The 18,944-nt window shown below is 63.6% G+C and carries 16 protein-coding genes and 4 pseudogenes; 11 read left to right on the top strand and 9 right to left on the bottom strand.

Features of this window, described 5'->3' with window-relative positions; translation table 11 throughout:
- Positions 1-135, bottom strand: a pseudogene (locus IVA82_RS02925) (IS110 family transposase); the annotation flags it as partial.
- Between the two features lie 176 nt (positions 136-311).
- Between IVA82_RS02925 and IVA82_RS02920 the strand changes: the two are divergent.
- Together IVA82_RS02920 and IVA82_RS02915 are read left to right on the top strand one after the other, a co-directional pair.
- The gene (locus IVA82_RS02920; RefSeq protein ID WP_247387346.1) at positions 312-593 is read left to right on the top strand and encodes a hypothetical protein; all 282 of its coding nucleotides are present in this window, start codon (positions 312-314) and stop codon (positions 591-593) included.
- A 267-nt stretch (positions 594-860) separates the two neighbouring features.
- On the top strand, positions 861-1,415 hold the full coding sequence (locus IVA82_RS02915) for a thioredoxin family protein (protein ID WP_247387345.1): 555 nt from the start codon (positions 861-863) through the stop codon (positions 1,413-1,415).
- Positions 1,416-1,610: 195 nt separating this feature from the next.
- Here the strand turns inward: IVA82_RS02915 and IVA82_RS02910 are convergent, their stop codons facing one another.
- Both IVA82_RS02910 and IVA82_RS02905 read right to left on the bottom strand, forming a co-directional pair.
- Positions 1,611-2,081 (bottom strand): NUDIX hydrolase, encoded by a 471-nt coding sequence (locus tag IVA82_RS02910; protein WP_247387344.1) that lies wholly within the window; start codon positions 2,079-2,081, stop codon positions 1,611-1,613.
- A 222-nt stretch (positions 2,082-2,303) separates the two neighbouring features.
- Positions 2,304-3,395, bottom strand: coding sequence for an enolase C-terminal domain-like protein (locus tag IVA82_RS02905; RefSeq protein ID WP_247387343.1), 1,092 nt, complete (start codon positions 3,393-3,395; stop codon positions 2,304-2,306).
- An 86-nt stretch (positions 3,396-3,481) separates the two neighbouring features.
- Here IVA82_RS02905 and IVA82_RS02900 point away from each other — a divergent pair.
- Positions 3,482-3,804, top strand: a pseudogene (locus tag IVA82_RS02900) (adenylate/guanylate cyclase domain-containing protein); the annotation flags it as partial.
- A gap of 310 nt (positions 3,805-4,114) precedes the next feature.
- On the opposite strand, the pseudogene IVA82_RS02895 reads toward IVA82_RS02900, so the two are convergent.
- The 3 genes and pseudogenes from IVA82_RS02895 to IVA82_RS02885 all read right to left on the bottom strand — a co-directional run.
- Positions 4,115-5,335, bottom strand: a pseudogene (locus IVA82_RS02895) (ABC transporter substrate-binding protein); the annotation flags it as partial.
- Positions 5,336-5,725: 390 nt separating this feature from the next.
- Complete coding sequence (locus IVA82_RS02890) at positions 5,726-6,655, bottom strand: carboxylesterase family protein (protein WP_247387342.1); 930 nt, start codon at positions 6,653-6,655, stop codon at positions 5,726-5,728.
- A gap of 125 nt (positions 6,656-6,780) precedes the next feature.
- Complete coding sequence (locus tag IVA82_RS02885; protein WP_247387341.1) at positions 6,781-7,275, bottom strand: hypothetical protein; 495 nt, start codon at positions 7,273-7,275, stop codon at positions 6,781-6,783.
- Between the two features lie 336 nt (positions 7,276-7,611).
- On the opposite strand from IVA82_RS02885, the gene IVA82_RS02880 reads away from it, so the two are divergent.
- Positions 7,612-7,758: a hypothetical protein gene (locus IVA82_RS02880; protein ID WP_247387340.1), complete on the top strand. Its 147-nt coding sequence runs from the start codon at positions 7,612-7,614 to the stop codon at positions 7,756-7,758.
- A gap of 129 nt (positions 7,759-7,887) precedes the next feature.
- On the opposite strand, the gene IVA82_RS02875 is transcribed toward IVA82_RS02880, so the two are convergent.
- A complete protein-coding gene (locus tag IVA82_RS02875) occupies positions 7,888-9,510 on the bottom strand; it encodes an ABC transporter substrate-binding protein (RefSeq protein WP_247387339.1) in 1,623 nt (540 codons plus the stop codon).
- A 115-nt stretch (positions 9,511-9,625) separates the two neighbouring features.
- Positions 9,626-11,080, bottom strand: coding sequence for a dihydropyrimidinase (gene hydA / locus IVA82_RS02870; protein WP_247387338.1), 1,455 nt, complete (start codon positions 11,078-11,080; stop codon positions 9,626-9,628).
- Between the two features lie 126 nt (positions 11,081-11,206).
- Between hydA and IVA82_RS48450 the strand changes: the two genes are divergently transcribed.
- Positions 11,207-11,341, top strand: coding sequence for a hypothetical protein (locus IVA82_RS48450; RefSeq protein WP_256469609.1), 135 nt, complete (start codon positions 11,207-11,209; stop codon positions 11,339-11,341).
- Between the two features lie 231 nt (positions 11,342-11,572).
- A complete protein-coding gene (locus tag IVA82_RS02865; RefSeq protein WP_148740720.1) occupies positions 11,573-11,779 on the top strand; it encodes a hypothetical protein in 207 nt (68 codons plus the stop codon).
- A 10-nt stretch (positions 11,780-11,789) separates the two neighbouring features.
- Here IVA82_RS02865 and IVA82_RS02860 read toward each other — a convergent pair whose 3' ends face one another.
- Positions 11,790-12,635: an SDR family NAD(P)-dependent oxidoreductase gene (locus tag IVA82_RS02860; RefSeq protein WP_247387337.1), complete on the bottom strand. Its 846-nt coding sequence runs from the start codon at positions 12,633-12,635 to the stop codon at positions 11,790-11,792.
- Positions 12,636-12,826: 191 nt separating this feature from the next.
- Here IVA82_RS02860 and IVA82_RS02855 point away from each other — a divergent pair, with 191 nt between their 5' ends.
- From IVA82_RS02855 to IVA82_RS02835, 5 genes and pseudogenes are all read left to right on the top strand, one after another.
- Positions 12,827-14,323 carry an aldehyde dehydrogenase family protein gene (locus tag IVA82_RS02855; protein ID WP_247387336.1) on the top strand — a complete coding sequence of 499 codons (1,497 nt, stop codon included), beginning with the start codon at positions 12,827-12,829 and terminating at the stop codon, positions 14,321-14,323.
- Between the two features lie 116 nt (positions 14,324-14,439).
- Entirely contained in the window at positions 14,440-15,567 is a 1,128-nt protein-coding gene (locus IVA82_RS02850) for an alkene reductase (protein ID WP_247387335.1), read from the top strand.
- A gap of 181 nt (positions 15,568-15,748) precedes the next feature.
- On the top strand, positions 15,749-16,252 hold the full coding sequence (locus IVA82_RS02845) for a GFA family protein (protein ID WP_247387334.1): 504 nt from the start codon (positions 15,749-15,751) through the stop codon (positions 16,250-16,252).
- A gap of 111 nt (positions 16,253-16,363) precedes the next feature.
- Complete coding sequence (locus IVA82_RS02840) at positions 16,364-18,025, top strand: thiamine pyrophosphate-binding protein (protein WP_247387333.1); 1,662 nt, start codon at positions 16,364-16,366, stop codon at positions 18,023-18,025.
- A gap of 586 nt (positions 18,026-18,611) precedes the next feature.
- Positions 18,612-18,944, top strand: a pseudogene (locus tag IVA82_RS02835) (group II intron reverse transcriptase/maturase); the annotation flags it as partial.

The following is an 18,944-nucleotide window of genomic DNA, read 5'->3' as shown; positions in this document are numbered from 1 at the left end:
TGCTTCTACCTGGCCGCGTGACCACTTCTGCCGCAGCACGATTGCGCCGCGCTGATCGTGGCCCACGATGTGGAACGAGTTCTTGCCGATATCGATGCCTATCACGGCGATCGCTGAGCTGAGTTTCTGAGACATGGCGTGCTCCTGTCTTGGGCGCCCCTTGCCAGCTTGTCGTGCTGGCAGGGCCGGAGCACGGCCGGACCATCCCATTAGCCGACTTGGCAGCCCCATTCGAACGCCTGGCGCGGAACGGACAAACAATCTGTCCGTTATCTTAAAGCGGGGCGGCGTTCCGGGAAGGATGGCAAGCTATGAGAGCTCCCAGTGTAATCGCCCTGCTCGCGATCATACTCGGCGTTATCGCACTTTCGCCGGCGCAATCGAGAGCGCAAGGCGTGATCGAATTGAGCAATGGCACAAGAGTGCCGCAGAATCCATCGCTACCGAAACTCAATCTCACAAACCAGCAGCGCGAGCACATTCGCAAGGCCGTGCTGACCGAGCACAATGAGGTCCAGTTCCGGCTGGCGGCCACCAAGTCCGCTAAGGACTTCACCCCAGCTGTCGGCGCGACACTGCCAAAAAGGCGTTAAGGCGCAATCGCTGCCAACACCGGTTCTTTCGCAAATTCCCGAATTGCGGGGCTACATGTACGTGAAAATGAAAGACCAAGTGCTGATCGTGAATGGCATGACCAACAAGATTGTCGACATGTTCTCCGAGACGCAGCCGCTCTCCTAGCTGCCTTGGAGTGCTGTCATTGCATTGCGCGGCGTCTCGCCGGTGGTTATTGGAAAATTGAAAGCCCCTGTGAGCTATTGGCGGTCGTCAGCAATGTTTGGGTCACATGGAGGTGCAATATGGCGACAACAGCTACCCAAGTCGTGCTTGATACGCCGGCGGCGGAGTTCCGGCTACCGGCCACAGACGGCAGGACTTATGCACTGGACGACGTTGCTGGCGAAAAAGGCACGGTCGTCGCGTTCATCTGTAACCATTGTCCCTATGTCAAAGCGGTGATCGACCGCATGGTTTCTGACGCTCGCGTGCTGATGTCCGAGGGCGTCGGCTTCGCAGCGATTTGCTCGAACGATGCGGCGAGCTATCCCGAAGATTCATTTGAGAACATGAAGCGTTTCGCAAAAGCTCATGATTTCCCGTTTCCATATCTCTACGACGAGACCCAGACAGTCGCTCGGGCGTATGGAGCGGTCTGTACGCCGGACTTCTTCGGTTACAATGCCGACCGCAAGCTCAAATATCGCGGTCGCCTCGACGAGGGCCGCACAACTGCACCTCGCGCGGGAGCGCCCCGAGAGCTTGTAGAAGCCATGCGGGCGATTGTGACCACCGGTGTGGCGCCAGCTGACCAAAAGGCGTCTATTGGCTGCTCGATCAAATGGAAAGACGAATAGAGCCGAGCCCTGTGCTGAGCGCCCACCGACTTCAGAGAGCGACGTTTTTGCGCCTCGGCTACTCTTCACGCAGGCAAAACTGCCAGGATGATCCAATCATCAAAGCCCGCGTCCGGACATGGCCCATCGCGCCGAGATGTCCGAGATGCAGCGGGCTTTTCCTTCGCGTGACGCGTCGCAAAGCCAGGGAGCCGCTCAGGCGAGCCTGCCTTTTACCGCCTCTTGCAGCAAGTCTTTCAGCCCGGTCGGAAACAGGCTCGGGGCACCTTCCACATCGAGATCGGCCAGGTCGAACCAGCGGGCGACGATGTGCGCGCCGTTGTCCTCCCTGAAGTCGATGTGGTCCTGATCGCGGAATGCAGCATCGGGAAACTCGACCTCGGAGATGAACATCACCTCGTGCCCGGTTGCCCCTTCGTGCACGAAGATGTTCTCCAGCATCAAGGGCTCGCCCTTGAGGACGACGTCGATGCCGAGCTCTTCGTTGAATTCGCGCGCCAAAGCAGCCCGCCAGCTTTCGCCGAACTCGATCTCGCCGCCGAGCGGACGTGCGCCCTTGATGCGGCCTGCATCGTCACGAACCTCGGCCGCCAGCAGGCGTCCGTCCCGCCAGTGCAGGCCGATCGCGACGACTCTGATGTGGGCATGTGGACGCCATGTCGTCATGGGGCACCGTTAGTCCGCTTCCCGGCTCCGCGCAACACGTCGTGTTGCATTCATTCCGTCATTGCGAGCGTAGCGAAACAATCCAGACTCGTTCCGCGGTGGCGGTCTGGATTGCTTCGTCGCAAGAGCTCCTCGCAATGACGACGATGGATAGTTGCGCACACCATCTCCGCAACGTTGTTCTGCGAAGGCCTGCACGACGTCGGTGTTGGCGGGGTGGTCTCATGTGACCAGATATTTGGCGACCGCGTCCTCGTCCCACGCAATCCCGTTGCCGGGCTCCTCGCTCGGCATCGCGAACCCGTCCTTGATGGTCAGCCGCGTCGCGAGCACCGCGTCGGCCCAGTCGACATATTCGAGCCAATGCGCGGTCGGTGTCACGCACAGCAGATGCGCGCTGATTTCCGAGAACAGGTGCGTCGACATCTCGATGCCGGCGGCGTGCGCCAGCGCGGCGGCGCGGAGCCAGCCGGTGACGCCGCCGATGCGCTGCACGTCCGGCATCACGTAATCGCAGGCCTCGGCGGACAGCGCCGATTGCATCGCAAAGGCGCTGTCAAAGTTCTCGCCGATCTGGACCGGCGTGCGCAGCGCGTCCGCGATACGAGAGCAGCCGGCATAGTCGTCGTGACGGATCGGCTCCTCGATCCAGGTCAAGCCCTCGTCGTCGAGCATTTCGCCGCGGCGGATCGCCTCGGTCACCGTCAGCGCCTGGTTGTAGTCGCACATCAGCGTGACCTGGTCGCCGACGGCCTTTCGCACCGCGCGCACGACCGCGAGATCCTCCCGCGCATCGGGCCGGCCGACGCGGATCTTTGCGGCGTGGAAGCCTTCGGCCAGCAGCTTGTGCGCTTCGTCGACCGCAGCGCTTGCTGGCATGATCCCGAGCCCTTTCGAATTGTAGGCCTTGACCGGCTTCGGTGCGCCGCCGAGCAGGCGCGCCAGCGGCAGGCCTCTGCTGCGCGCCAGCGCGTCCCACGCCGCCATGTCGATGCCGGATTGCCCCAGCCGCTGCAGGCCGGCCAGCCCGAGCAGCGTGAAGCGCTGCGTCAGCTTGCGTTCGAGCTCGAACGGCAGCAGCTCGTCGCCAGCGAGCAGCTCCGAGATTTCAGCGACCATCGCCGTCAGCGGCTTCAAGGCCGAGGGCGTGATCGCGAACAGATAGGCGTGCCCCCGCACGCCCTGGTCGGTCTCGCAGTCGATTAGTAACAGCGGCGCTTTCGCGACCGCGCCGGTCGAGGTCTTGAGCGGCAGGTTCATCGGCACGATCACGGGGCGCGCATTGAAGCGCTTGATGCGGATGGTCTCGGTCATTCGGAGGATCTCCCGGCGGAGTGGATGCAGGATGGTGCCGATCTTAAACGATCGTGATGAAACGAAAAGGTGCTTGCCGAGACCACGGTGCCGAGGCGAACCTCGCCGCGCGCCTGCAATCGATCGCCGAGCCGGGCGGCATCGTGCTGAGCTACGAAACCTTTGCGCTGGTCAGCGATATCGTCCGGCCCACGCGCTGCCGGCGATCACGATGAAGGGCATCAGCCGCGAGGTCATTCCCTATTCGGTCGACGCGCTGAACGATGCCTCAGTGGAGAAAAGCGGCATCATCACCGAGCGCGCACCGGGCCTCGAGCTCTATCTTGACCCTGCTGTGGTGAAATCGGGCGATGCAGCGCGGGTACGCTCGCTGCTGGAAAGCGCGCTGGCCTCGCTGAAGCCGGTGTGAGGGCACGCAGACTTGCGCTCTTTCTGATTGAGAGTGTGCCGTGTGGCACCTCCTCCCCGACAAGGGGAAATCGCATGTGAGCATTCACAAAAGGTCGTCATGCCCGGGCTTGTCCCGGGCATCCACGTTCTTCGTGCCGCGTGGCAAGGCGTGGATGGCCGGGACAAGCCCGGCCCTGACGCTGTGGAAACTTCTGCGTTCAAACTTCCAGGTCATATGCGGTCGCCCCCTTGCGGGGGAGGCAGCGGAGGGGGGCCCAGCCAAAGGTGCGCGTATGACCGTCGTATCGCCCGCAACGGGATGCGTCTCTTCGTGCCGCGCCTTCGGTGAAGGCGGTCTCGATCACCTCGCCGAACGGCTGCCAGGACCGGCCGTCGAACTGGACGAGCCGCATCTGCCTGATCGGGAGATAGCTGTTCGGCGTGGTGTTCATCTTGATGTTGGGCAACGCAACGGAGGGCTGATAACCCTTAAGCGAAGCCGCCTGACGCATGATGTTCTCGCGCGATAGATCGTCGCCGCATTGCTTCAGCACCTGCGTCAGCGACTCGGCGGCGGCGTAGCCATAGAGCGCGGCGCTGTTGTTCGTACTCTCGACGTGATGATACTTGTCCATGAAGGCGAACCAGTCCTTCATGGCAGGATCGTCTTTCCATGCGGGATCGCTCGGATCCTTCAAAAAGGCGGCCGAGATCACACCGGCCGAATTCTCCAGGCCTGCGGGCGCCATCGCATTGGCGATCGAGGCGGAGGCGTCGCTCACAATGAAGACCGGGCGCCATTTGAGTGACGCCGCCAGCCTGATCACCTTGGACGCCGTCGACGGCACGCCGAGAAAGACGAAAATATCGGCGCCTGAACGCTTGAGGATCGAGACGTGTCCTTCGAGATGCTCATCGGCAATGTCGAAGGCGATGTCGACGAGGACGAGACGGTTCAGGTCGCCAAGGCCTTCCTGGATGCCCCTGTAGAGCATGCGGCCGAACTGGTCGTTCTGCCAGAGCACCACGATCTTATTCCGCGGATAATAAGCCTGGATGTAGTTGGCGTAGATGCGCCCCTCCGACCGGAACGACGGCTGTCAGCCCATGGTCCAGGGAAACGCCTTGGCCTGGCTCAACTCCTCGTCGCCGGAGGCGACGAAAAGCTGCGGGATTTTCTTTTCGTTCAGATACCGGCGCGTGGCGAGATTGCCGGGCGTGCCGAACGATCCGAACATCAAATGCACGTCGTCCTGCTCGACCAGATTGCGGGTAAGCTCCAGCGCCGTCGTCGGGTCGGAATTGTCGTCGCGCGTGATGAAACGGACCTTGCGGCCGTTGATGCCGCCCCGATCGTTGATCATGTCGAAATAGGCGGCCTCCGCCTGGCCGATCGCGCCGAATTCCGCAAGCGGTCCCGAATACGGCACGACATTGCCGATGCGGATTTCGCTGTCGGTCGCGGATTGATCTGCGTGTTGCTGGGACATCGCCCCCAGCGCCGCGAACGCGAAGATCATAACGAACAGCAGTCTGCCGGTGACGCGCATGCTCGACACCTTGACGTTGGTCCCAGAGAGGTCGGCTCGATCTGCCCCAGGGTGGGTTGATCTACGTCAAGCGTTTGTCAAAGCTGTGGCTGGGCGGGCCGGATTCAACCTTGCGTCCTCTTGAGGCGAAACGGCAGTCGTGCTGACTCGCTCACTCAAGCCGGCGCAAGGCACATAAAGCTTGAGCTGATTGAGCCTCCGTTGTTGCCACGAGGAAGGTCTGCCCCTCTCCCGCTTGCGGGGGGAGGGCTGGTGGGATGCCTCCGCAATGGGACAGTCCCTGGGGTGGAGAAAAACCCTCACCCGGCGCTTCGCGCCGACCTCTCCCGCAAGCGGGAGAGGTCGAGGCCTGGGCTCTATCTGTTTAACCCCGCTAACGTCACGTCGCCGCTACGGCAGCCCGCGCGCCTCGAGCTGGTGCACCAGCAGCAACGTCGGCTCGGCGAGGCTGTCGCCGGAGCCGTCGAGCCCGAAGGCGCTAGCGATGCCGTCGCGGCTGCGCAGGATCGTACTGCGCGGGCAGTGGCCGGCGCCGCACAGCGTCTTCTTCAGGGTCTCGCCCTGCGCCACGAGGTTTGCGGGATCGCCCGCGGCCCAGGCCAACACGATCGGCGCGTCGACGTTGAGGATGCCGGGAAAGACCGACCGCTTGTCATACTGGCTGGCATCTGTGCCGAAATAAGCCTTCTCGCTGTCGCTGGCGTTCTTGCCGACCCGGTAGATTCCGGACACCAGCACGACCGCGGCGACATCGGCGTGGTCGGCCTGGAGCTCGGGATGCGCCAGCAGGCTCGCGACATGGAAGGCCCCGGCGCCATAGCCGACCGCGACGATCTCGCGGGCGTCGCCGTTGAACAGGTCGATATTGCCGTGGACCCAGGACAGCGCCGCCGCAACGTCGGTCGCACCCATCGGCCAGGTCGCCGCGGGGGCCTGCCGATAGTTCACGCGCACCCCGATCATGTCGTTGCGCGCGGCAAAGCACATCGCGGCGTCCTGGATGTCGCGGGACAGCTCCGGCGCGGTCCGGTCCCCGGTGAAGGTGTCGCCGGCCACGAACAGCAGCACCGGCCGCTGCGTCTGCGCCTTGGTCGTGCTGGCGGCGACATCGAGCACATTGGCCTCGCTCTCGCCGTAGCGCAGGCCGCGCGAGAAGGTGACCTGGTCGCACAGCCGCGCGGTGCCGCCGGCGATCGTATCGGAGTCGGTGAGGCCCACACGGACGAGATCGGAGGGCGCCGTCAGCGGCGCCAGCATGGGGCCGTGCGCGGACGCCGCTGTGACAGTCAGAATCAGGAAAAATGCGAGATAATTCTTCATGTTGGTACCGGCCTTGCGAGCCTGATATGGGCTCGCTCGTTTGGCCTGTCTTTTCAATTCGCCTTATTAGTTGGTTCGTCTTGCGGCGATTTCGCGGCACCTTTGGCTCGCCCGCCAAGCCCGGCTCAATTCCCCGGCTGGAACGTGCAGTCCGCCCCGCTGCCGTCCTTCCGGCGGATGGCGTTGGGGTCGATCGTGCAGCTCAGCATCGTCAGGCTCTCAAAATTCAATCCCGCCGCGCCGTCCGGCGGAATGCCGGCGAGCGCCTCGGTCGCGAAGATCTCGTTGGCCGTGGAGCCGTTCACGGTTTTGACCTTCTTGCCGAAGGTGATCTCGCAGTTGCGCAAGGTGATGTCGACATTGCCGGTGCGGCAGACGATCCTGTCCGCGGTGACCACGATCGTCTTCTTGTGGGGAACGTCGCTGTTGGCGGCGAACAGCATCGCCACCGCCCTCTTCTCGGCGCCCGACAGGTCAGGCGACAGCGGCGCGATCACGCCCACGAGCGCCAGCGCCGTGGCGCCCGAGATTTTTCCAGACGTGGCGTCAGAGGCGGCCGCCAGATGATGTGCGTTGGTGACGACAAGCGCGCAGGTGAGGATCAATCGGCCGGCTCTCATCCTTGCCTCCCTGGACCTACAGTTTCAGCTTCCCTCCTGCGGCGGGATGCGTGGAACCAGTCTAGCATGCAACGCGAAATGGAAGGCAAGTTCGCCGGGCCCTGCGCTTTTGCGCGCTGCGGCTGTTTTGCCCCGAGGTGTCAAACGGTTACGCAGCGCGGCCGAGCCTTCCGCCGGCCAGGCCGTTCTACTGTGCATGGGGTTGATTTCGCACTTTTTGTTTGGGCCGACCTCTTACGCCGGCTTCATCGTCCGGAAGGCCTCGCATTTCCGTGATGGAACCTAACGGCGGCTGGTGCGACTTACATATGACGTGGGGAAACGTGCGAGGCTGTCATGGCAGAGCATTGGAAGCATACCGCCGATCCAGCCGAGATCATGCGGGCAAATGGTCACCCTGAACTGGAGTATGCCGCGGGCTGGACCATCGCTGGCCTGGTCACCATCGGCACCGTCCTCGCCGCCTGGCTGTTCGCGATCTAGGCTAGTGGGAATCGGAGCTCGAACGCTGCGCCCTCGTCGGTCGGCGTGAGCCTGATCGAGCCGCCATGTCGCTGGCCCCGGTCGATCCGGATCGTGCGCCTTACACTCGAAGCGAATCGTCGATCAGCACTAGCCCTTCGCAAACTGGCGATAGTCCGGCTCGCGGTGAAACCAGAATTCGTAGCCGGACACGCCCTTCTGCATGGCGACGTCGTGGATCGGCTGGTTGAGCGGAACGACCGGAACGTCCCGCATGCACAAGGCGATGAAATCCTTCACAGCCTTTTCGTACTCCGTTGCATCCGTGGTGAAGCGCGCCTTGTCGATCAGCGCGTCCATGTCTTTGTTCTGGTAGGAGGAGATGTTGAAGATCGAGTTGTTGCCATGAAAATTCCAGTAGAAATAGTACTCGGGATAGTCGAGCCAGCCGCTGAAACGGTTGAGCGCGAGCGGCAGCTCCTTCTTGTTGAGTGTTGTGCGCCAGTTCGCGCCGGGGATTTTTTCGATCGACGCCTTGATGCCGATCTTGGCGAGACTTTCCTGGATCAGGATCGCGGTCGGCTCGCCGACGGTCGCTGTACCCGTGTCGAGCGACAAGGTCGTCTCCAGGCCGGACTCGAATCCTGCCTCCTTCATCAACGCCTTGGCCTTGTCGAGATCTGTGACGTAGGGAAACGGCTGCGGCCATGCGGGCTTCGAAACATCCGCTGACCCGCCGTACATCGGAACGGCGCGAGCGAAGAACGCGCTGGCCTGGATCTGCTCGTAAGGCATCGCCCAGGCGATGGCCTGGCGCAGCTTGGCGTTGTCGAACGGCGGTTTTGCAGTGTTGAGGGCGACGTACCAGAGCGCATTGGGAATCGGCACGCCCGATACCTTGACCTTTCCCTCCCTGATGATCTGCTCGAAATCCCGCGGCGCAAACCCGCTGGAGAGATCGGCGTCACCGCGCTCGAGCATCGCGCGGCGGGTGCCCGGAGACGGGACATCGCGCGCGATCACCCGCTTGATTTTCGGTAGTGGTCCGCTTTTCCAGTCGTCGAACCGCGTCAGCACGGTCTCGCTGCCCGGCTTCCAGCTTTCGATCCTGTAAGCTCCGCCGCCGGCTTCGTTGTTCTTGAGCCAGGCCAGCGCCCAAGGGTCTTCCGGCGTCGCGTTCTTCCTGGCGAGTTCGGAGTTGATGACGAAGGGCACGACGACCGCTACGTTGAACAGCAGCATCTTGTCCTTGCGCACATAGTCGATGCGAAAGGTGTGGTCGTCGACGACCACGAACTGCTCGGGCTTCTCGAGTGATCCCGCCGACATCTGGAAGGTCGGAAAGCCGCCGACCTTCACGGCGCGGTCGAACGACCATTTGACGTCCTTCGCCGTGACCGGGCTTCCGTCGTGGAATTTCGCGTCCTTGCGCAGCTTGAAAGTGCAGGACATGCCGTCAGCGGTGACTTCCCAGCTCTCAGCCAGTTCAGGCGCGAGTGTCGCGCGATCGTATGAGGGCGTGCCGTCGGACAGCGTCTTGGAAGCGTAGGTCAGCAGGCGATCATAGCAGTTCCAGGACAGGCCGTTCACGGTCTGGTTGGAGCCGACGCCCTGCATGTCGAGAGAGTTTGGTCCGAGCTCCTGCACCACCAGCAGCGTCTCGCTGCGCCCCTGCGCCCACGCGGAAGGGGGACCGACCGCCGTCATTCCGGCGATACCCAGACCGCCGAACACGACGCTGCGGCGACTGATATCGAAAGGTGGTGTGCTCATAGGTGCCTCCTGCCGAAAGTTATTCGACATCGAGAGGCAAGGCGTGTGCCAGCGGCACAGGCTTTGGAGTCGAACCATTGGCAGAACACGAGGCAGATTGCAGGCCCTCCGTGGGTCAGGGCGTGACCGCGCTGCGGACCACGGCGCGTGGTGCCGTCAGCTCCTTCCACGTGGAATTGGCGACATGCACCGGCGAGAACGCGGGACGCTCGATGTAGCGGCCGTCGCCGGCCTCGGCGCGCAACTCGCCGTTCTTCCACACGATGCGGCCGCGCGAGATTGTCGCGGCCGGCCCGCCCGTGCAGGAAAAGCCCTCGAACACGTTGTAATCTATCCGGCTGATTTGCCGCTTGGCGCTGATTGTCTTGGTCGCCTTCGGATCCCACACCACGACATCGGCATCCGAGCCTACGGCGACCGCGCCCTTGCGCGGATAGATGTTGAGTATGCGGGCGATGTTCGCCGAGGTCACAGCGACGAACTCTTCCTTTGTCAACCGCCCGATGGCGACGCCTGCGGTCCACAGCAGCGCCAAGCGATCTTCCAGGCCGCCGGTGCCGTTCGGGATCTTTCTGAAGTCGCCGAGCCCGAACCGCTTCTGCTCGGTGGTGAACGCGCAATGGTCGGTTGCGACGACCTGGAGCGAGCCGGATTGCAGGCCGGCCCAAAGGCTGTCTTGATGCGATTTGTCGCGGAACGGCGGCGACATCACCCGCTGCGCGGAATGATCCCAATCCCTGTTCTCGTATTCACCGGCATCGAGCAGCAGATGCTGGATCAGCGGCTCGCCATAGACGCGCTTGCCGGCGGCGCGCGCCCGCGCGATCGCCTCATGGGCCTCGCGGCAGCTGGTGTGCACGATGTAGACCGGCGTACCCGTCATGTCCGCGATCATGATGGCGCGGTTGGTGGCTTCACCCTCGACCTCCGGTGGACGCGAATAGGCGTGTCCCTCGGGGCCGGTGACGCCGCGCGCGATCAGCGCCTCCTGCATCAGGGCGACAACGTCGCCGTTTTCCGCATGCACCACCGGCATGGCGCCGAGATGGGCGCAGCGCGCGAACGAGTTGTAGAGCTCGTCATCGTTCACCATCAGCGCGCCCTTGTAGGCCATGAAGTGCTTGAAGGTGTTGATGCCGTAGGTTTTGACCACGATTTCCATCTCGTCATAGATCTGCTTCGACCACGACGTCACCGCCATGTGGAAGCCGTAGTCGGAGGCCGCCTTCTCGGATTTGTGCCGCCATTCCTGATAGGCCGCGAGCATCGATTGGCCGGGGTCGGGCAGGCAGAAATCCACCACCATGGTGGTGCCGCCGGTCAGCGCTGCCTTTGTACCCGACTCGAAATCGTCAGCGGTGACGGTCCCCATGAACGGCATTTCGAGATGCGTATGCGGATCGATCCCGCCGGGGATGATATAAGCCCCGCCGGCATCGACGATCTCGGTGCCCGTGGGGGCCTCGATTGCTGCGCCGACCGCGACGATGCTGTCGCCGTCGATCATTACGTCGGCGCGGCGCGAATGATCATGATTGACGACAGTGCCGCCGCGGATGAGGAGAGGCATGGGGGGTCTCCGGGGAGTAGGATGTTTGAAGCTAGGCGCCGGACGCACGTTGCAACAGGCGAAAATTTAGTCAGCGTCTGAGGTGTTCGCGAGCGTGCGGAGCTGGCGGCGCAACCCGTGTTGCAGATGCGAAGGCGCATCCAAGGCCAGATCAATGTCGCGCCGCGCGCCGACGAGCCACGCGGCCGCCGCCGCTACCGGCCCATCTACGAAGGCGCCGAGGCACTCGTCCCGCCGCTCGGCATTCATTTGAGCGGCTAGGACATGCGCAACGGCCAGTCCTGGTTCGATTCGAAACGGGTCAAGATCCGCTCTTACCTAGTCGCGGTCGAGCGAGGCGAGGAACTACGGCAAGGCCTATATGTCGCCGCGACTTTTCCGGTGCATGTCGAGGGACAGCTACGCGATTGTCGAGGTCTGAACACGCGTTTCGGATTGTGATTTCGACGCAGGTGCGATAAGGCTCGCCCCCATTCATGGCGGAGATCAGCTTTGTCCAAACAATCCCTGCGAGAGGAGGCCGAGCGCCTGATCCGCGAATCGATGGAAAAGAAGACTGTCGTCGTCAAGCAGGGCGATACCCGCATCGAGGCGGTCTGCGGTAAGTGCGGCGCGCCGAACCGGGTGCAGGCGCCGAAGGGCCAGACTCGCGTCAAGTTCGCCTGCAAGCAATGCGCGCACCAGCAGGAAACGCTGTAGGGCACGGCGTCTAGCTCCCCCTCACGAACTTCGCGAACGCCTCCGCATAATCCGGGTGCCAGCGCGACAGCGGCGGACGGTTCTCGATGATGTCGCCGGCGGCCCACAGCATGCGCTTTTCGTCGAGCGCGCGCGGCACGTCATTGTCCGGGCACAGAATGTAGAAGTCGCCGGCTTCCAGCCGCGCGATCATAAAGTCGACGGTCTGCTCCGGCGTCCAGGCGCCGGCCGGTTTTTCGGTCCGCCCCTTCGCAGTCAAACCGGTGAACACGAAGCCGGGGATGAGCAGGTGCGCGGTGATCCGGCAGTCCTTCGTGTTGCGTAGCTCATGCTGGAGCGCCTCGGTGAACGCCTTCACACCGGCCTTGGAGACGTTGTAGGCGGGATCGCCGGGCGGTGTGGTGATGCCCTGTTTCGAGCCGGTGTTGATGATGAGGCCGGCCCTGCCGCGCGCAACCATGCTCGGTGCGAAAATGCGCGAGCCGTTGATGATGCCCCACATGTTGACGCCGATGATGCGCTGCCAGTTGTCAGGCTCGCCGAACAGCGTGCTGCCGGGCTGGATGCCAGCATTGTTCATGAGAACGTCGGTGCCGCCGAAACGCTCGCGCACGGCGCGCTCCAGTTCCGCGACGCTCTCGGCCTTGCTGACATCGACTGCGAACGTCATCGCATTTGTGGCAGCTGCGACGGATGACAGTTTTGTTGCGGCTTCCGCCAGCCGGCCCTGGTCGACATCCGCGATGCACACCTTCATGCCGGCACGCGCGAAGGCCATGGCTGCGGCAAGGCCAATGCCGGACGCGCCACCCGTGATCACGGCGACATTGTCCTTGATGATCGCGGGGTGTGGCATGGATCTTCTCCGTCGGAGAGTGTTGCACTCGGTCGAGCTATAACATGGCAGGCGCGCGACCCTGCACAAGTCGGCATGGGAGGTCTTCGTTCTACGCCGACTTTACGCCTATCCGGCACCACTGTATTCTATGCGATATAACGATCCCGCCCAGATCGAACCAAACAATGACCTCATCAGGGAGTGCAGCCATGGCTGTGTCACAGGCTATTCCGATCACGCGCCATCCATTCGCCAACGGGTCCTACAAGCAGATGCTGATCGACGGGAAGTGGGTCGACGCCGCTTCCGGCAAGCGCTTTGCGACCCACAATCCGGCCACCGGCGAGCTGCTCGCAACCGTTGCCGAGGGTGACAAGGAAGACATCGACCGTGCGGTCGCCGCCGCCCGCCGCGCCTTCGAAGGCCCCTGGAGCAAGGTCAAGCCGTTCGAGCGTCAGAACCTGCTCTTGAAACTCGCCGATCTCGTCGAGAAGAATTTCGACGAACTGTCGCAGCTCGACACCCTCGACATGGGCGCGCCGGTGAGCCGCACGCGCGCCTATCGCCTGCGCGCCATTGGCATGCTGCGCTACTATGCGGGACAGACCACTGCCATTCATGGCGAGACGGTCGAGAACTCGCTGCCCGGCGAGATCTTTTCCTACACGCTGAAGGAGCCGGTCGGCGTCGTCGGCGCCATCATTCCCTGGAACGGTCCGCTCACCGCGACGGTCTGGAAGATCGGTCCGGCGATCGCGACCGGCTGCACCGTGGTGCTCAAGCCCGCGGAAGAAGCGCCGCTGACCTCACTGCGCATCGCCGAGCTCGCGATGGAAGCGGGTGTGCCGCCCGGTGTCATCAACGTCGTTCCCGGCTATGGCGAAACCGCGGGCGCGGCGCTTGCCTCGCATCACGACGTCGACAAGGTCGCCTTCACCGGCTCGCACGTCACGGGCCAGTCGATCATCCGCGCCTCGGCCGGTAATCTCAAGCGCGTCTCGCTCGAGCTCGGCGGCAAGTCGCCGGACATCGTGTTTGCCGATGCCGATCTCGATGCCGCGGTGCCGGGCGCCGCGATGGCGGTGTTCGCCAATTCGGGGCAAATCTGCAGCGCCGGAACGCGGCTGTTTGTCGAGGAGTCGATCTACGAGGAGTTCGTCGGCCGCGTCGCCGAGTTCGGCAAGAAGCTGCAGGTCGGCAACGGGCTCGATCCCAACACCCAGATTGGACCGCTGGTGTCCGAGCAGCAGCTCGAACGCGTGACCGGCTATCTCGACATCGGCCAGAAGGAAGGCGCGAAGGCGCTCGCCGGCGGCGGCCGCGTCACGGAAGGCGCCTTGTCAAAGGGCTTCTTCGTCTCGCCGACGGTGTTTGCCAATGTCCAGGACAACATGCGCATCGCGCAGGAGGAGATATTCGGTCCGGTCATCTCCGCGATCGCGTTCAAGGATATGGAGGAGCTGGTCAAGCGCGCCAACGCCACGACGTTCGGCCTCGGCTCCGGCCTGTGGACGCGCGACGTCAGCAAGGCGCATGCCGTCGCGAAACGCCTGCGAGCCGGCTCGGTGTGGGTGAACTGTTACCAGGCGATGGACCCGGCGATGCCGTTCGGCGGCTACAAGATGAGCGGCTACGGCCGCGAGTCCGGTAAGCAGCACGTCGAGGAGTATCTCAACGTCAAGGCGGTCTGGATCAAGACGGCATAATGCCTATTCCCTCCCGCGTTCCGCGCGAGAGAATAATACTTTTGCGGGGCGGCGCCTTTTCCGGTGACCGCCCCTCGCTATATGATCCGCATCCTTCCATCGCATTTGGGGCCATCATGAAATTCCCGGCGTTGTTCAAACCGTTGCAGCTCGGTCCGTACAAGCTCGCGCACCGTGTCGCGATGGCGCCGCTGACCCGGATGCGGGCCGAGCGCGAGAGCTTTTCGCCGCGGCCGCTGAATGCCGAATATTATAGTCAGCGTGCGACGCAAGGCGGCCTGCTCATCGCTGAAGCGTCTCCGGTGCTCTCGCATGGCCGCGGCAACCCGGCCACGCCCGGCATCTATTCCGAGGCGCAGATTGCGGGCTGGCGCAAGGTGGTCGATGCCGTCCATGCCAAGGGCGGCATCATCTTCCTCCAGCTCTGGCACGTCGGTCGCGTCTCGCACTCCTCCTTCCACGGTGGGGCGCTGCCGGTTTCGGCCTCGGCCATCCCGATCAGGGCCGAGGGTATGAAGGCGATGACGGCCGACGGCAGGATCTCCGATTACGAGACGCCGCGCGCGCTGGAGACCGAAGAGGTCAAGGACATCGTCGAGGCGTTCCGGCAGGCTGCGAAGAACGCGCTTGCCGCCGGCTTCGATGGCGTCGAGATCCACGGCGCCAACGGCTATCTGCTCGAGCAGTTCTTGCAGTCGCGCAGCAACCAGCGCACCGATCAATATGGCGGTTCGATCGAGAACCGCGCGCGGCTTTTGCTGGAGGTGACGCAAGCCGCGGTCGACGTCTGGGGCGCGGGCCGCGTCGGTGTGCGGCTGTCGCCCCACGGCATCGCAAATGATTCCGGCGAGGCCGATCCGATGCCGCTCTACGCCCATGTGGTGAAGGCGCTCGACAAGCTCGGTCTGGCCTATCTGCATTTCATCGAGCCGCGATCCAGCGGCTCCGGCCGCGCCGAAGTCAACTGGCAGAACGTGCCGTCAGCGATGGTGTTGTTCCGCCCGCTCTATAGCGGCGTGCTGATGACCGCAGGCGGCTTCACCGGCGAGACCGCGAACGCGGCGATCGCCGACGGCCATGCCGATATCATCGCCTTCGGCCGCATCTTCATCTCCAACCCGGATTTGCCGAGCCGCCTTCGGCACGGCTATCCGATCACGCCGTACAACCGGGCGACGTTCTACGGCGGCGAGGAGATGGGCTATACGGATTACCCGGTGTATGACCAGCTGACGCTGGCGTAATCTCTCTCCTCCGTCATTCGGGGCTCGCGACTTCGCCGCGCCCCGGAATGACGAGCTTGATTTGTTGCGCAACCGTCAACACAATCTCCGTCATTGCGAGCGTAGCGAAGCAATCCAGATTGCGACCGCGGAAAGACTCTGGATTGCTTCGCTTCGCTCGCAATGACGATGAGGAAGCATCATGGCCAAAGCCGCAGCCGCCGCAGGAACCGCCACCGGCCAATGCCTCTGCGGCAAGGTCACCTTCGAAATCGATGTCCCCGCGCGCTGGGCCTGGCATGATCATTCGGCCGCCAGCCGCCGCGCCCACGGCGCGGCGTATGCCACCTATGTCGGCAGCTGGAAGAAGCGCTTTCGGATCATTTCGGGAAAAACCGCGCTGACCCGCTACGAGGACAAGGCAACCAAGACCGCGCGCAGCTTCTGTTCCCATTGCGGCACGCCGATCGCCTATGAACGGCCGCGCGGGCCGCACATGGTCAACGTCCCCCGCGCGTTATTCAACGAGCGCACCGGCCGCCAGCCGCTCTATCACATCGCCATCGAGGAGCTCCAGGAATGGGCTTATACCGGCGAGCCGCTGGTGCCGCTGAAGGGCTTCCCCGGTGTGGTCTGGCAGCGCTCGAAAAGGAAGAAGCGTGCCGGCGGCGAGGATCCGTTCGAGCTGGGCCGCGAGGAGATGTGACGGCGCGCGCTCGCGCAACGCAGCCATGATCGCACTCCATTGCGCGCATCCTCCGACTTCGGTCATCATGCTCCGTGCCTTGCGGCAATGCCCGCAAGGTCTGGAGGAAACATGAAGAACAAGATCACCGGCCGCTCCGCCTTTCTTGCGCTACTCAAGGACGAGGGCATCACGCATCTGTTCGGCAATCCTGGCACCACCGAGCTGCCGATCATGCATGCGCTGAAGGATCATCCCGACCTCACCTATGTGATGGCGATGCAGGAGAGCCTGGTGGTCGCGATCGCGGATGGCTACAGCCGCGCCTCCGGCAAGCTTGTCGCCTGCAATGTCCATGTCGCGCCCGGCCTTGGGAATGCGATGGGCTCGCTCTACAATGCGCAGTTCACGGGCACGCCGATGATCTTGACGGCGGGCCAGCAGGAGCAGGGCCACGGCTTGATGGAGCCTGTGCTGTATGGCCCGCTGGTGCGGATGGCCGAGCCGCTGGTGAAATGGGCGGTCGAAGTAACGCGTCTGGAAGACCTGCCGCGCATTGTGCGCCGCGCCGCAAAAGTCGCGACCACGCCGCCGACCGGGCCGGTGTTCATCTCGCTGCCGGGTGACATCCTCAACAGCGAGGCCGGCATCGATCTCGGCCGCTCCACCCGGATCGATGCGCGCACAAAGCCGTCCGAAGAGGCGCTGAAGGCCTTTGCCGCGCGCCTGCTCAAGGCCGAACGTCCGGTGATCGTCACTATGGACGAGGTGGTCAAGAGCGATGCGTTGAAGGAGGCCGCCGAACTCGCTGAGCTATTGGGCGCGGCCGCCTATCAATCCTCGACGCCTTACGGCTCGCACTTCCTCTCGGAGAGCCCGAGCTTCTTCGGTACGCTGGCGCGGGTGCAGAAGGTCGCGCGGGATACGCTCGCACCCTACGACTTGCTCGTTGCGCTCGGCGGCGATCCCTTGCGGATGTCGGTCTATAGCGAGGTCGACGCGCTGCCGGATGGACTCGGCATCGTGCAGATCGGCCTCGCCGATTGGGAGATCGCCAAGAACTACGGCGCCGAGATCGCGCTGAAGGCGGACCTGAAGGAAACGCTGCGCGCGCTGATCCCCTTGCTGAAGGAGATGGGCGGCGCGGCGCTGGCGGAGCGCGCGAAGCAACGTCTCGCCGAGCTTGCTCCGAAGAACTGGACCGCGCGGCGCGCCGCCCTGGTCGAGCAGATCGGCAAGGCTGCGGACCGTAGCCCCATCGATCCGGACTGGCTGGTGTTGCAGATGGTCCAGGCCATGCCCGACAACGCCATCCTCGTCGATGAAGGCCTCACCTCCAGCCGCCAGATCACGGCGCTTCGTGCGCACCGCGACCGCTTCGGCTATCACGGGCTGGCATCGGGCGGCATCGGCTGGGGTCTGCCGGCCTCTGTCGGCGCCAGCATTGCCAACCCGGATCGCCCCGTGGTGTGCTTCTCCGGCGACGGCAGCGCGATGTATTCGGTCCAGTCGCTCTGGACGGCAGCGCATCACAAGCTGCCGCTCAACGTCGTCATCGCCAACAATGGCGGCTACCGCATCATCAAGCAGCGCCTGCTCGCCTTCCATGGCGACGACAATTACGTCGGCATGGACTTCGTCGATCCGCCGGTTGATTTCGCAGGGATCGCGAAAGCGCTCGGCTGCGAGGCGATCAAGCTGAGCGATCCCCGTGAGCTGAAGGCGACGCTGTCGTCCGCGTTCAACCGTCCCGGGACGAAGCTGATCGAGGTGATGGTGGACGGTAAGGTGTAGGCGCAATCACCGCCGTCATTGCGAGCGAAAGCGAAGCAATCCAGACTGCCACCGCGGAAAGACTCTGGATTGCTTGTGCGCCAGGCAAGCTGGCGCGGTCCAACCGGTGGAAGTCCGGTCCGGGTAAGCCGTAGCGGGCGCCCGGTAGTGAGTGTTGCGGTGTCGTCGGCGACGGCGGCAGCGAAGCGTACACAACGATGCTGTGGGGTGGCTATTGAGCCGCGAAAGACAGAAACTCGCAGAGGCCGAGGCGGTAAGCAACGTCGAAGGCAACATGTGCGGTCCCGTTATGCGAGGGGCTGACGCTCTGCCGTGGTCGAAGACCCCATCACGCAGTAAGGGACCGCGCCGGAACCTGGGAGGTCCCGCATTCGACCGCAGGCGGCATGCGCCTTCGGTCCGCATCGGGAAGGCGAGGAGCCGAAGCCGATGACGAACGAACGCGGGAAGTCGGACGCGGCCATAGTAGCGGCGAAGCCGGCGAACGAGGCAGAGCGATCTGCGAAAGGAGCTGGTGGAGCGAAGGGCCGCGACCAAGGGGAATGCGGACCAGCAAAGCACGTCCCGGACGCCGAGCCGGACAAGCGTGACACAGGCGCTGGAGCGCATACGACGAACTGCAAGGGAAAGGAAGAAGGAGAGGTTCACCGCGCTGCTTCACCACATCGATCCCGACCTGCTCGAGGCGGAGTTCTTCGCGTTGAAGAAGCATGCCGCGCCGGGCACGGACGGGGTGACGTGGCGGGACTATGAGCAAGATCTCAAGGCCAACCTTGAGGATCTGCATGCCCGTGTCCACCGGGGAGCGTACCGGCCGCAGCCGTCGCGGCGGGTCTACATCCCAAAGCCGGACGGACGGCAGCGCCCGCTGGCGATCGCGGCCCTCGAGGACAAGATCGTGCAGCGGGCAACGGCTGTG

This window comes from Bradyrhizobium sp. 142, from assembly GCF_023074015.1.
GTDB lineage: Bacteria > Pseudomonadota > Alphaproteobacteria > Rhizobiales > Xanthobacteraceae > Bradyrhizobium.
Note: the sequence above shows the minus strand (reverse complement) of the source record. Positions and strands in the feature narration are given on the sequence as shown.